Consider the following 13256-nt stretch of genomic DNA (forward strand, 5'->3'; position numbering starts at 1 on the left):
TATAATATGTCGTATTTTTATTGAAAGTGGTTAACTGATTACTATTGTGTGATTTTTATAAACATAGAGAAAAATTAAGGAATAGACTGTCTTTATTGATGAAAATGGAGATGGTGAAAATGATAATAGAAAGTAAAGTTGATCAAAATAGTTTTAGAGTAAAAGTAAATAATAATTCTAATTATTCTAATAATAAAATTAATAGTTTATGTGAAAGTATTGAAAATAACAATAAAGACTTTAGGATCGACTCTAAAGAAAATAATATTTTATTAACGGGTGATCAATTTGAGGCTGTTTTTGGCAATTTGATTAGTGAAATAAATAACAGTATTGACTCTTTAGATTTTAAATTAACGGAAAAATTAAATTGTAGTGTTGAAAGTAAAAAACTTCAAGAATCCATTAAGACTTTAAATAAAAATGAAAATGAAACGAGTGAAATGACTTTTTCTATGATCAAGTTTGGAAAAAAAAGACTTAATGTAAATGAGGAAATTAAATTTAAAGATGAAAAGAAAAGAAGTTTTAAAAATTTATTATCATTTTTTATCTCTCCATTAAAATATATTTCAAGGATGAGTTTGCCGATAAAAACAAATAAATTTAATAAAGAAATTAATAAAGAGCTAGGTGAGTATAAACTTGAAAATAAAAACCATAACCGTAAAGAGGTTGAGTTCTTTTCAAAACGCTTTAATGAGTTAAATAGCAATTTTGAAAATAATATAGCTAGAGTGGAAAGTAAAAAAAACGAAGCCATCAATAAGGAAAATAGAAGTTTATTGATTAAATATCATACTTTGGAAAAAACACTAGAATATAAATTTCTTAGCGATATAAAAAAATTAAAAAGTGAACTTGTTAGTGATCTTATTGAAAGTAAATTTAACACTATTACGCCAAAGTTATTAAAAGAAATTAAGAACTATTTAGATAGTAAATTATCCAAAGAAAGCAACTATGATATTTCGAATTTATTCTATGATAATACTATTAATGATTTAAAAGATATATTAAAGAATGTTATTAATGATAGTAAAAGAGGTGTTTATTTTGATGATGCTATTTTAACTTCAGTGAGAACAGTTATAAAAGAAGATAATCTAATTGATTATAAAGGTGATAATTTAAGTAATGTTAAGAACGAAATATCAAAAGATATTATAAAAGAATTATTTAACAATATTTCTAGTAATGAGAGTTTTATTGATGAAGGTGAGTTACTTTCAAAAGTAGATCTTTTAACTAAAAAATTCAAAAATGAAATTTCAAAAAATATGGGGGAGGTTAATAATGAAATAATAAGTAAGCTTAATGAAAATTTTTATAATAATATAAAGAAAAGTGGTAATGGCCATGATTTGCTAACTCGTTTATTTAAAAATACTAGTAATAATATTAATTATAAATGGGCTCAAGATGCAGTGGTGTTATTAATATATTATGAAACATTCTCTAATCAAGATTTAAATATAAAGAAATATAATAATAATGGTGTAGCTAATATTGGTGGCTCTGGTTCACATTTAAATAAACTATCATCATTGCAGCTTGATTTACAATCAATTTTTAATCGTTTGGGGTTGGATACAAATGATTTAGAAAAATCTAAAGATGAAGTTATGAGAAAATATTTTTCAAATTATTTTGAACATATATGATTGTTTTATTAAATTATTTTTTATTTATATGTTTAATAATTAAATCATGTTAATTATATATAAATGGATAATCTATGATTATTGATAAGAAAATATTCGAACCCGGAGTGTCATTTTTAAATAAAACGCATCATATTCCAAAAAAGGAAATTTATACTTATGCTAAAAAAATAAATAAGATAAAAAATACACCAGTTGCTCCATCTTTTGGTAAAAAAGTTATTCATATGTTAACCTCTCTATTTCATAAAATAGAAATTAAATTTCTTATAAGAAATATAAAAAATAATAAGTTATCTAGTGTTGTTGATATAAATAAACATAATAATTTTTTTAATGATGTAGATAATGAAGAAAGTAAAAAATCAGATGGCTCTTGTAGTATTAATTCTAATAGTGAGGGTTGTTTTTCACAAGATGAAATAAAAAATAAAAATTTAGAAGCTATAAAGAATATAATTTATCATGCAAATGATAAATTTGATTTTTATAGTTTTTGTGATTATTTGACTGAAATAAAAAGAGCTAAAGATTTTTTCTCGTCATTAAATGATGTTGCGGGAGGTGAGTGCTCTGACAGTAAATTAATTGTCGATTTGTTAAACAAGATTGCTATAAATAGAATCAAGGCAATAGATGATAAAAGTATAAAGAATGTTTTTAAGTTAGTTAGTTTAAAATTTGATTTTGAAAATGTGAATTTAAATAAAAAATATGATTTTATGCATAATTTTTCAAGTTTAAAAGAGAGAGATAAATTTATAAAATCAATTAATTTATTACTAATTAGCATAGATGAAGGTCAAGTTCTTAAGAAATTTGATAATAATATAAAAAATGAAATGGAAAATAAATTATCAATCATTATGATGATAGTTCTTGGTAAAAATACTGATGGTGAATATTCCTTTGATAGCTTAAAGCAAGAATGGAATGAAAAATATATTAGTAATAATTATAATGCTATAAAAAGAAATAAAATTATAAATACTGATATACAAGAAAAGACAAATTTAGCTAATAGTATAGAGATAGAAGAAACAATAGAAATACCTAAACCCTTATCCAAAAAAGATTTTAATACTAGATATATTGGTATTGATGATTTTGATATTGGTGATTATAAACTTACATTAAGACGTGAAGATGATTGTATAAAAGGAATAGATAAATATGATGATTTAGATTTGCAATGGGATGATGAGTTTACCAATATAAATAATATTGTTGATGATAAAGAACAACAAGAACAAAGTGAGAAAGAAGAAAGAATAAATGATGTTTTAATGGAAAGAATAAAACAATTAAGCCTAGGGCTGAATTCAGACGAAAAATTTAATAAAATAAATAATGCATTAGAATTAATTATGCTCGATATAGATGAATACTCTGCTGAAGCAGTTTCTCCTTTGGATTTAGATAAGGAATTGAAATTTTCACCAAATAATTATCAATTGGATTTTGACACAAAAGAAAACGCTAGTGAAATAAGTGAAGAAGATAAAAATAATAAAAAACTATAAATCTTTCCTTAAATAATATTTTTTATCACTTATAGGATAGTTTTCTAGGGTGCCAAATATCTCAAATCCCTGCTTTTGATAAAAAGGCAGAGCTTGAAAGCTAAAGGTATCGACTTCAGCGTATTTGGCACCTTTCTCTTTTGCTGTGTTTTCCATTGCTTGCAGTAATTCTGTACCTATATTTTGTCCTCGATGGGCTTTATCTACCCACAAATAACGAATACGCAGCCAATTTCCTAAAATATCCCCAGTGATCCCACCTATTTTTTTACCGTTTTCTTCCTTAAAAACAGCCAGTGGTGTGTACTGTTCCATCTGAATATAACGAAGGTTGTGAGTCAATAATCCTTCATAAATTTCATTGATCTCATTCGGTGTTGGATTTGTAGTAATTTTTAACGACATAATCGGCTCTTAATATTAAGAAAAATAATAATTACATTATCACTATTTGGTTATTAAATATTTATATAAATGCTAGGATAAAACCATAATTAAAAAAACTGAGTAACACAACATGTCGTTTTTAAAAACTCTACCAGGTATTTTATTTTGTGCTTTAATTGGTGGTGTTCTCACACTATCTGGCTTACCTATGGCTTTGATGTTTGGGCCAATTATTGTTGTCATTATTGCTTATCGTTTTAAATGGGAGCTTGCGGTTCCTAAGCATACATTAACTTTTATTCAGCTTACTTTAGGAACATCGGTTGGTCTAATGTTTAACCAAGTTCATTTAGGCAGTGCTGATAATTTAATGATTTTATTACTCACCCTTGTTGTTTGTTTAGCCATTCAATTTTTTGTGAGTTATTTTTGGTTCCACCGTCATATTGGTTGGACGAAAGAAGAATCAATGCTTGGAGCTGTTCCCGGTGCGATGGCTGCTATTTTAGCATTGACTGATCATACGAAAACGCCACCCCAAAAAATTGTTATTTCTCATACTATTCGTTTAATGGTGCTGATTATTATGGCGGGTTTTATTGTCGGAGCCGATAAAGCCAATATGCCAGAGTTTGCTATACCTGAAATGACCCTTATTTCATTGTTGTGGTTATTATTGATTGTTGCTTTAGGGTTAGGTTCAGGGCTTTTATTGCAGAAAATCCGATTCCCTGCGCCCTTTATGTTAACGTCATTAGGCAGTGCGATATTGGTTCAATCGTTTGTTAGCGAATCCATTGCTTTTCCCATGCTACTTAATGAATTGAGCATGGTTTTAATCGGTATGAATATCGGAGCACACTTTGTTGTTTTCCCTCTCTCATCACTAATTAAAAATGCTTTTTCTTCTGTGCAAGTGGTTATTATTAATGTGATTTTAACGGTGATTGTTGCATGGGGAGCGGCTTATTTAACAGGTGTTCCTTGGGCTACATTAGTATTAGCTTGGGCGCCAGGAAGCATGGAAGCCATGACATTTGCAGCTATAACGATGAATGTAGATGCGGCTTTTGTTATGTCGAATCATATTTTTAGAATGTTGATTATTCAAAGTATTCCATCGGTAGCTTTATATTGGAATGAATATAAACAGAAGAAAAATAATCAGCACAAAGAAGAATAAAAGTTAGAAGGGAAGTTTTGTTTCTTTGATAACCCCTATTTAGTTGCTTTATATTGTAGTATAAGCATGCTATTTCAAGAGGTTATCTTATTCTATTAATCCAATGGTGATTTAATAGAGGCATTAATAGTTTAATAAACTGAGTGATTTATTAGCTAACAGTTGGCATTTCTTATTGTGTGATACTTCAATACCTTTTAGATCATTGTAGCTATCTTCATTCAATTGACCCATTGGCAATGTCGAGTAATTACTAACATCCCATTGTTGTGAGCGAGAAAAGACCATTAAGGCTCTTTCAATTTTAGATTTTGATATCTGCTCATAACCACAATCTTTGTTTAAAAAAAGGTAGATGGCGGTTAAATCTGCCAAGTCTTCTGCTTGTGTATAAGTTAACGCTTTTGCACTTGAAGAAAAGAGCATAGTAAAAGAAAGCGTTAGTGTGCAGAACAAGGCGAACATTTTTTTCATTAGGTGTGCTGTTCCTTTGTGTGATGATTTAGCAAGTTTTGTTATTTGGCTTAATGTAGTTAAAAGTTTTGCAAAGACCCGCTGTTTTGTTGGGTTTTAAATTGACCTTCCAGTAAGGGGAAACTTTAGCATTGGTAATAGTTTACAAAACTTCTTTATTCATCTTATTTCGATAAATACAAAATAATTTGTTTTTATTCAAAGGAATACATTATGCAACGTCGCGAATTTTTAAAATTAGGCGCCACATTAAGTGCTGTAACATTATTACCAAGTTGGAGTCGCTTTGCGTTTGCCCAAAGTAACACGCCTTCATTGGCTATTCCACCTCAAATTGCCCCCGATGCTCAACAAAAGATTGTTCTGAATATTCAACAAGGTATTTCTAAATTTATACCTACCGCGAACACCACCACTTGGGGTTATAACGGCAGCTTATTAGGCCCCGCATTGAAACTTAAACGTGGTCAACCCGTCACAATTAATATCAATAACCAATTACCTGAGACAACAACTGTTCACTGGCATGGACTTGAAATCAGTGGTGAAGAAGACGGCGGCCCACAAGCAATGATTGAGCCAGGAAAATCTCGTACTGTCACTTTTACACCCAATCAAGCTGAATCAACGTGTTGGTTCCATCCTCATACTCATGGTGTTACCGGACAACAAGTCGCCATGGGATTAGGCGGGTTAGTGATTATTGAAGATGATGAAACCGCAAGCCGTAAATTGCCTAATCGCTGGGGAGTTGATGATTTACCCGTTATTTTACAAGACAAGCGTTTAGACAGTGATGGACAAATCGATTATCAACTCGACGTAATGAGTGCTGCAATTGGTTGGTTTGGCGATATGATGTTAACCAATGGCGCTATTCAACCGCAGCATATTGTACCAAAAGGTTGGGTTAGATTACGTTTCTTAAATGGCTGTAATGCGCGTAGTTTAAACCTTGCCACAAGTGATGGCAGACCAATGTATGTGATTGCCAGCGACGGTGGATTACTCGCCGAGCCAGTCAAAGTGACCGAATTACCAATTTTAATGGGTGAGCGCTTTGAAGTTTTAGTGGATACCTCTGATGGACGCGATTTTGATATTGTCACTTTACCCGTGCGCCAAATGGGAATGGTTTTAGCGCCATTTGATAATGTATTACCTGTATTACGCTTGTTACCATCAGCAGAAAAAGGGCAAGGTCTTTTACCTGAGCAATTAGCACTTATTCCTGCACTACCAACATTAAGCAATCTTTCAACGCGCACATTACATCTACGTATGGATATGCGTTTAGATATGCAAGGCATGATGCTATTAACAGAGCGTTATGGTGATAAAGCATTAGCGGGTATTCATCATGGAATGAGTCATATGCGTCAAGGTAACGGCAGTGGCATGATGGGCGGTGGCATGAATTGCGGTCATGGTAATGGTGATTTAGATATCTATAATGCTAACAGTATCAATGGTATTCCATTCTCAATGACTGAACCTGCATTTGATGTGAAACAAGGTGTTTACGAACGCTGGGTTGTTTCTGGGCGTGGCGATATGATGTTACATCCATTCCATGTTCATGGTACACAATTCCGCATTTTATCTGAAAATGGCAGAGCACCAGAGAAGCATCGCCAAGGTTGGAAAGATATCGTGAAAGTTGAAGGGCAATTTAGCGAAATTTTGGTGAAATTTGATCATTTGGCGACAAAAGCACATCCATTTATGGCACACTGCCATTTATTAGAACATGAAGATACTGGAATGATGGCAGGTTTTACTGTTAGTAAATAATCTATCACTATAAAAATCATTAATATCAGTAAGATAAATTAATAAAAGGCATGGAATTAATATTTTGTGCCTTTATTTTCATTAAATCAGATCATCGCATGATGAAGGAAGTTCTGGTACAATCGTTTGCTTTCCCCGTTAACCCAATCGAAATTAATCATGAAACATATTGTTGATGTCATGATCTCTGAAGAAGAGATCAAACAGCGTATTGCTGAGCTAGGTCGTGAAATCACAGAACATTACCGCCCACGTCAAGGTCAACATGATCTTGTCTTAATCGGCTTGTTAAAGGGTTCTTTTATTTTTATGGCAGATTTATGTCGTGAAATTGACGTGAACCATGAAGTCGATTTTATGACTGTATCAAGTTACGGTAATGGTATGACGTCAACGCGTGACGTTAAAATCATTAAAGATCTCGATGAAGATATTCGTGGTAAAGATGTTCTGATTGTTGAAGATATTATCGACTCAGGTAACACCTTAAATCGGGTTAAAGAGATTTTAAGCTTACGTGAGCCCGCTTCTATTTCTATCTGTACTTTATTGGATAAACCCTCTCGTCGTGAAGTAGATGTACCTGTTGAGTGGATTGGTTATTCCATCGAAGATAAATTTGTTATTGGTTATGGCATTGATTACGCACAGCGTTATCGTCACCTGCCTTATATTGGGCATGTAACATTATTAGATGAGTAATTTATTTACTTAAAATAGAAGTAAAAAAACCCGCTTTAGGCGGGTTTTTTTATCGGCATTACTTAATAAAAATAGACACAGGTACATTGAATCTAGCTGCCAGTTTTTTAATATGCTCTAGTGTGAGATTACGTTCACCATTGAGAATACGACTTACATAAGAGCGTGAGCCTAATTCTTCTTTAAAATCAGTCGTATTTAGCTGATATTGATCCATCAATGTGCGCAAAACTGCAATTGCATCATCACATTGATTGAGTCTTGCATTGAAAGCTCCAAATTCAGGTGCGCTATTTTCATATTCGTCAATTTTATGACAAAGCATATCAATTAAAGGATTATCTGGGTCGTGTTCTACTAAGTATTCAACTAATTTGACACCCTCTTCATAGTCTTTACGAGATTGGTTATGACCAAGAATAGGAACTATATTGACTAGGCTATTAGCAGCCTTAATTGCATCAACAATCATCATTCTTTTGTTCTCCGATAGTAATCAATGAGTTTATCGTATTCAGCATGAGTAGAAATATGTTTCACAAATATTTTGTCGCGTTCAAAATCCGCAAAAAATAGGATCCTTAGCGTATTTCCACCAATATCGATAACCCACCATTTTTCTCTATACTTCATCCTATCTAAACTTGGGAAGACTTTTTTTAATGCTTCAGGTGTTTGATAAGTATTCTGTTTTAGCGTTCTATAAGCATCGGTAAGTGCTTGAGCACAATTGGGGAAACGTATAGATGCTAAATCAAAAGGCTCTCGTGATATTACGTGCATTCCCTGCCCCTTGTTTCCTATTTGTCAACAGACTAGCATCTTTCTTTGTTGTTGCCAAATAGGCAACTATATATTTTAAAACTATAAAAAAACCCGCTTTAGGCGGGTTTTTGTTATTTAATCGAAAGTATCTTATTAACGTGGATGACTCAATTTCGCCATTGCTTGACGATAAGAAAGTTCAAGTTTCTCACGGCTGTCAGAGGTGACATCAAGATCGTGTAGTTCACCGTTATTTAAACCGTAAACCCAACCGTGGATCATCACTTTTTGCCCACGCTTCCACGCTGCTTGCATAATTGTCGAGTGACCAAGGTTATAAACTTGCTCAATAACGTTTAGCTCACAAAGTAGGTTTAATCTATCTTGTGGTGCAAGTTCACCTAACATAGAACTGTGTTTGTACCAGATATCGCGGATATGCAGTAACCAGTTATTGATAAGTCCTAATTCGGTGCCTTCAATAGCGGCTTCAATACCACCACAACCATAGTGACCACAGACAATAATGTGTTCGACTTGTAATACATCAACCGCATACTGGATCACAGAAAGACAGTTTAAGTCAGTGTGAATGACTAAGTTTGCTACATTACGGTGAACAAATAAGTCACCCGGTGCTGCGTTGATTAATTTTTCTGCTGGAACGCGGCTGTCAGAGCAACCAATCCATAAAAAGTGAGGTTTTTGACCTTTACAGAGATCTTTAAAAAACTGAGGATTTTCTTCAGTAACAGATTCTGACCATTGCTTGTTATTGGCTAACAGCTCTTCAATTTTTCTCATCATGACGTGACTGCCTGTAAATTCGGTTTCCCACCATTTGCGCTGACAGTACGCCAACACGAAATAGCTCTTGTGTTATTGTTGGATGCGAGAGATCCATTAAGAAAGGGTATTTTTATACCATTACTTTTGAATTAATCAGAGGGCTTTTTAAAGCCAAGTGACAGATAATTGCTTGTAATTTTTCGCTTTCAAATAAGATAGATCTTTTTATAGCATTTGTTTAATGAATTTATCAATACATTCCTTGATGTAAATCAAATGTATAAAAAGATAACTGTTTGTTAAACCTGCCGTTGTATTATTCAAAAATAGATACTTGCAAATATTACGTAAATAAAACTAATGATTGTGATTATTGGTTTTATTTTTACTCTGAAAGTAAAAAGGATAAAAATAAAGAGCATCATTGATTGAGGTGATAAATGGAGGGATAATATTCATCAGTAAACTTGAGAAACAAAGGCAATAATTTTATTGGTATCAATTAGGCTAAATGATTGCATCAAGGGATAAATTTATTAAAACATCAGAATATTCGTAAGAAATAAAAGAACCTTGAGCCTTGATGGCTAATTTTCTTTCTCTCCATCTCTTATTCTTTATTATTGTAATAGTTAAAAAATATTTATTTATTCGTTTGTGTCATAAGCCCTAAAACGGTTTATTTGCCACCGAATATTCTCTAGAATAACTTATTCCATTTTATTCTTTGAACTAAGCTTATTTTCTGATTTCAGCTCAGTTAATGCTGAATAATGCAGTTGATAAAAGGTAATTCCCACATATGACGTATGCATTGGAGTTAACGGAGTTAACGAAAACTTATCACAATGGCGTAAAAGCGCTAAAAGGAATTGATCTCACCGTTGAGGCTGGCGATTTTTATGCTTTATTAGGCCCTAATGGCGCAGGCAAATCGACCACAATTGGTATTATTAGCTCTTTAGTTAATAAGAGTAGCGGTAAAGTCAAAGTATTTGGTTATGACACTGATACCGATATGGTCAATGCAAAACGTCAATTAGGATTAGTGCCACAAGAATTCAATTTCAACCCTTTTGAAACCGTATTACAAATTGTACTCAATCAAGCCGGTTATTATGGGGTACCTCGTAAATTGGCATTAGAGCGTGCCGAAATTTATTTAACCCAGTTAGATTTATGGGAAAAGCGCGAAGATAGAGCGCGTTTTTTATCTGGGGGAATGAAGCGCCGTTTAATGATTGCGCGTGCATTAATGCACCAACCTAAATTACTTATTCTTGATGAGCCTACCGCAGGTGTTGATATTGAATTACGTCGCTCAATGTGGACGTTTTTAAAACAATTAAATGCTGAAGGTACAACCATTATTCTAACCACACACTATTTGGAAGAAGCAGAAATGCTGTGTCGGAATATTGGTATTATTCAACGTGGTGAACTGGTTGAGAATACCAGTATGAAGGGGCTATTAAGTAAATTAGAGTCTGAAACCTTTATTTTAGATTTAGCACCGAAGAGCCCACTACCTGAATTACAAAATTATCAATATCGCTTGGTCGATACATCTACATTAGAAGTTGATGTTAAAAGAGAGCAAGGACTAAATAGTGTTTTTGCTCAACTTAATGCACAAGGTATTCAAGTGTTAAGTATGAGAAATAAAGCCAACCGCCTTGAAGAATTATTTGTTCACTTAGTGAATGAAGAGCATACAGTAGAAGGAGAGAGGGAATGATTCAGCTGTATTGGGTAGCCCTCAAAACAATTTGGATTAAAGAAGTCACCCGTTTTGGTCGTATTTGGGTACAGACATTAATTCCACCAGTAATAACCATGTCTCTCTATTTCGTTATTTTCGGAAACCTGATTGGTAAACGAATTGGCGATATGGGCGGTGTGGATTATATGCAGTTTATTGTTCCTGGCTTGATTATGATGGCAGTAATAACAAACTCTTATGCAAATGTTTCTTCTTCTTTTTTTGGTGCGAAATTTCAACGTAGTATTGAAGAATTATTAGTTTCACCAGTGCCAACGCATGTTGTTATTGCCGGTTTTGTTGGTGGTGGTATGGCCCGAGGTATTTGTGTTGGTATTTTAGTGACCTTAGTTTCACTCTTTTTTGTACCGCTAGAAATACATTCTTGGACAATGGTGGTGGTGACATTACTGATGACCTCAATTGTGTTTTCTCTCGCCGGATTATTAAATGCAATTTTTGCGAAAACCTTTGATGATATTAGTATTATCCCAACCTTTGTTTTAACACCATTAACCTATTTAGGTGGTGTGTTCTATTCACTTTCACTACTACCTGAGTTTTGGCAAGGTGTATCCAAGCTTAACCCAATTGTTTATATGATTAGTGGTTTCCGCTACGGTTTTCTGGGCATTACAGATGTCTCTTTAACCGTAACGATTAGTGTTTTGTGTCTTTTCATTGCTGTGTTTTACGTTATTGCATGGTATTTAATCGAAAAAGGTCGTGGTTTAAGAAGCTAATCAAAAAAGCAAAATAGAAAGTTATAAAAGTTGAAATCGGTATCTTATTTAGAGATACCGATTTTTTTTAGCTATTTTTTCAGCATAAATGTTAATTTTTCTTTAAATGATGACTTTGCTATTAACAAAGAGAATTTTCTTGTTTAGTATACTAAACACTTTGGCAGGGGATAAAAAGGAAATGTAATGACAACGGCAAGCCAAACAGGTAAAGCACCTGAGGCAATCTCTCGTAATAAGCTTTTATGTATTGCAGGTATGGGATGGACTTTTGATGCAATGGATGTGGGATTACTTGCATTCTTACTCACAGCATTAAAAGAAGATTGGGGACTAACGGCATCACAATTGGGTTGGATTGGTAGTGTAAACTCAATTGGAATGGCTGTTGGCGCTTTTGTGTTTGGCATTATGGCTGATAGAAAAGGGCGCAAACCTGTCTTTATCTTTACTTTGTTACTGTTTAGCTTAGGTTGTGGATTAACGGCATTAGCAAGCTCTTTGATGGTGGTACTTGTTTTACGTTTCTTTATTGGAATGGGATTAGGTGGCGAATTACCCGTTGCCTCAACGCTTGTTAGTGAAAGTGTTGAAACCCATGAACGAGGCAGAATTGTTGTTTTATTAGAGAGTTTTTGGGCTGTCGGTTGGTTAATTGCTGCGTTGATTGCTTATTTTATTATTCCTGATTATGGCTGGCGTATGGCGATGCTATTAAGTGCATTACCCGCAGTATATGCTCTCTATTTACGTTCAAAATTACCTGAACCTACCTCATCGCATATTTCACAGAAAAAAACACGTTTATCGATTCGCCAATCAATGGCGTTAATTTGGTCACCACAATATCGTCGTTCAACACTCATGCTGTGGATATTATGGTTTTGTGTTGTTTTCTCTTATTACGGTATTTTCTTATGGTTACCTAGTGTTGCCATGTTAAAAGGCTTTAGCTTAATTAAGAGCTTTCAATATGTGCTTATTATGACATTAGCGCAGTTACCCGGTTATTTTACCGCGGCTTGGTTAATTGAGCGTTATGGGCGAAAATTTGTTTTAGTGACTTATTTAGCAGGAACTGCCATTAGTGCTTATTATTTCAGTATTGCTGATTCAACTGCAACACTGCTTATTTTCGGTATGTTGTTATCGTTCTTTAATTTAGGCGCTTGGGGGGCTTTATACGCTTATACGCCAGAACAATATCCCGATGGAATTCGGACAACAGGTGCTGGAACTGCAACAGCAATAGGACGTATTGGTGGAATATTAGGGCCTTTAATGGTGGGATATTTGGTTCAATATCAATTTGAGATAAGCTCAATATTTCTGATTTTCAGTTTTTCGATTGTGATTGGAATATTAGCGGTGATGTTATTGGGGCAAGAGACAAAAAATAAGCCACTTAACTCAATTTAATCATGCTTTGTGCGACTAAAAATATAGAATTTCTCTTTCTTGTAATATGAT

The 13256-nt window shown here is 33.3% G+C and carries 13 protein-coding genes; 8 read left to right on the top strand and 5 right to left on the bottom strand.

The window, feature by feature from the left end:
* The first annotated feature begins 119 nt into the window (after nt 1–119).
* Both AB4J89_RS12740 and AB4J89_RS12745 read left to right on the top strand, forming a co-directional pair.
* Nucleotides 120–1664, top strand: a complete 1545-nt coding sequence (locus tag AB4J89_RS12740) for a hypothetical protein (RefSeq protein WP_368469480.1) — start codon at nt 120–122, stop codon at nt 1662–1664.
* Between the two features lie 74 nt (nt 1665–1738).
* A complete protein-coding gene (locus tag AB4J89_RS12745) occupies nt 1739–3187 on the top strand; it encodes a hypothetical protein (protein WP_368469482.1) in 1449 nt (482 codons plus the stop codon).
* On the opposite strand, the gene AB4J89_RS12750 is transcribed toward AB4J89_RS12745, so the two are convergent.
* A complete protein-coding gene (locus AB4J89_RS12750; protein ID WP_368469484.1) occupies nt 3182–3592 on the bottom strand; it encodes a GNAT family N-acetyltransferase in 411 nt (136 codons plus the stop codon). The two genes, AB4J89_RS12745 and AB4J89_RS12750, sit on opposite strands and share 6 nt — an antisense overlap.
* Before the next feature lie 112 nt (nt 3593–3704).
* On the opposite strand from AB4J89_RS12750, the gene AB4J89_RS12755 reads away from it, so the two are divergent.
* Nucleotides 3705–4757 (top strand): AbrB family transcriptional regulator, encoded by a 1053-nt coding sequence (locus AB4J89_RS12755; RefSeq protein ID WP_088493639.1) that lies wholly within the window; start codon nt 3705–3707, stop codon nt 4755–4757.
* A gap of 123 nt (nt 4758–4880) precedes the next feature.
* On the opposite strand, the gene AB4J89_RS12760 is transcribed toward AB4J89_RS12755, so the two are convergent.
* Nucleotides 4881–5231, bottom strand: coding sequence for a YacC family pilotin-like protein (locus AB4J89_RS12760; protein WP_088493638.1), 351 nt, complete (start codon nt 5229–5231; stop codon nt 4881–4883).
* 213 nt (nt 5232–5444) lie between these two features.
* On the opposite strand from AB4J89_RS12760, the gene cueO reads away from it, so the two are divergent.
* Nucleotides 5445–7025, top strand: a complete 1581-nt coding sequence (gene cueO, locus AB4J89_RS12765) for a multicopper oxidase CueO (RefSeq protein ID WP_368469486.1) — start codon at nt 5445–5447, stop codon at nt 7023–7025.
* A gap of 159 nt (nt 7026–7184) precedes the next feature.
* Nucleotides 7185–7727 carry a hypoxanthine phosphoribosyltransferase gene (hpt, locus tag AB4J89_RS12770; RefSeq protein WP_036932823.1) on the top strand — a complete coding sequence of 181 codons (543 nt, stop codon included), beginning with the start codon at nt 7185–7187 and terminating at the stop codon, nt 7725–7727.
* Nucleotides 7728–7785: 58 nt separating this feature from the next.
* Here hpt and AB4J89_RS12775 read toward each other — a convergent pair whose 3' ends face one another.
* From AB4J89_RS12775 to can, 3 genes are all read right to left on the bottom strand, one after another.
* Entirely contained in the window at nt 7786–8202 is a 417-nt protein-coding gene (locus AB4J89_RS12775; RefSeq protein ID WP_311755361.1) for a helix-turn-helix domain-containing protein, read from the bottom strand.
* Nucleotides 8199–8510 carry a type II toxin-antitoxin system HigB family toxin gene (locus AB4J89_RS12780; protein ID WP_194951895.1) on the bottom strand — a complete coding sequence of 104 codons (312 nt, stop codon included), beginning with the start codon at nt 8508–8510 and terminating at the stop codon, nt 8199–8201. Before AB4J89_RS12780 ends, AB4J89_RS12775 begins: the two co-directional genes overlap by 4 nt.
* 135 nt (nt 8511–8645) lie before the next feature.
* Nucleotides 8646–9299 carry a carbonate dehydratase gene (can, locus tag AB4J89_RS12785; RefSeq protein ID WP_036932822.1) on the bottom strand — a complete coding sequence of 218 codons (654 nt, stop codon included), beginning with the start codon at nt 9297–9299 and terminating at the stop codon, nt 8646–8648.
* 784 nt (nt 9300–10083) lie between these two features.
* Here can and AB4J89_RS12790 point away from each other — a divergent pair.
* The 3 genes from AB4J89_RS12790 (at nt 10084) to AB4J89_RS12800 (ending at nt 13205) form a co-directional block, all read left to right on the top strand.
* Nucleotides 10084–11019: an ABC transporter ATP-binding protein gene (locus AB4J89_RS12790; protein WP_075674123.1), complete on the top strand. Its 936-nt coding sequence runs from the start codon at nt 10084–10086 to the stop codon at nt 11017–11019.
* Nucleotides 11016–11786 carry an ABC transporter permease gene (locus tag AB4J89_RS12795; protein WP_088493634.1) on the top strand — a complete coding sequence of 257 codons (771 nt, stop codon included), beginning with the start codon at nt 11016–11018 and terminating at the stop codon, nt 11784–11786. The genes AB4J89_RS12790 and AB4J89_RS12795 overlap by 4 nt, the downstream gene beginning before the upstream one ends.
* A 186-nt stretch (nt 11787–11972) precedes the next feature.
* Nucleotides 11973–13205: an MFS transporter gene (locus AB4J89_RS12800; RefSeq protein ID WP_088493633.1), complete on the top strand. Its 1233-nt coding sequence runs from the start codon at nt 11973–11975 to the stop codon at nt 13203–13205.
* Nucleotides 13206–13256: the final 51 nt, after the last annotated feature.

The sequence above is a fragment of the Proteus sp. STS61-E genome, assembly GCF_040932335.1.
GTDB classification, from domain to species: Bacteria; Pseudomonadota; Gammaproteobacteria; order Enterobacterales; family Enterobacteriaceae; genus Proteus; species Proteus mirabilis_B.

Excerpts from the sequence above, each read along its gene's own strand:
- AB4J89_RS12740 (WP_368469480.1), top strand. The coding sequence starts at position 120 with ATGATAATAGAAAGTAAAGTTGATCAAAATAGTTTTAGAGTAAAAGTA.
- AB4J89_RS12745 (WP_368469482.1), top strand. The coding sequence starts at position 1,739 with ATGATTATTGATAAGAAAATATTCGAACCCGGAGTGTCATTTTTAAAT.
- AB4J89_RS12750 (WP_368469484.1), bottom strand. The coding sequence starts at position 3,592 with ATGTCGTTAAAAATTACTACAAATCCAACACCGAATGAGATCAATGAA.
- AB4J89_RS12755 (WP_088493639.1), top strand. The coding sequence starts at position 3,705 with ATGTCGTTTTTAAAAACTCTACCAGGTATTTTATTTTGTGCTTTAATT.
- AB4J89_RS12760 (WP_088493638.1), bottom strand. The coding sequence starts at position 5,231 with ATGAAAAAAATGTTCGCCTTGTTCTGCACACTAACGCTTTCTTTTACT.
- cueO (WP_368469486.1), top strand. The coding sequence starts at position 5,445 with ATGCAACGTCGCGAATTTTTAAAATTAGGCGCCACATTAAGTGCTGTA.
- hpt (WP_036932823.1), top strand. The coding sequence starts at position 7,185 with ATGAAACATATTGTTGATGTCATGATCTCTGAAGAAGAGATCAAACAG.
- AB4J89_RS12775 (WP_311755361.1), bottom strand. The coding sequence starts at position 8,202 with ATGATGATTGTTGATGCAATTAAGGCTGCTAATAGCCTAGTCAATATA.
- AB4J89_RS12780 (WP_194951895.1), bottom strand. The coding sequence starts at position 8,510 with ATGCACGTAATATCACGAGAGCCTTTTGATTTAGCATCTATACGTTTC.
- can (WP_036932822.1), bottom strand. The coding sequence starts at position 9,299 with ATGATGAGAAAAATTGAAGAGCTGTTAGCCAATAACAAGCAATGGTCA.
- AB4J89_RS12790 (WP_075674123.1), top strand. The coding sequence starts at position 10,084 with ATGACGTATGCATTGGAGTTAACGGAGTTAACGAAAACTTATCACAAT.
- AB4J89_RS12795 (WP_088493634.1), top strand. The coding sequence starts at position 11,016 with ATGATTCAGCTGTATTGGGTAGCCCTCAAAACAATTTGGATTAAAGAA.
- AB4J89_RS12800 (WP_088493633.1), top strand. The coding sequence starts at position 11,973 with ATGACAACGGCAAGCCAAACAGGTAAAGCACCTGAGGCAATCTCTCGT.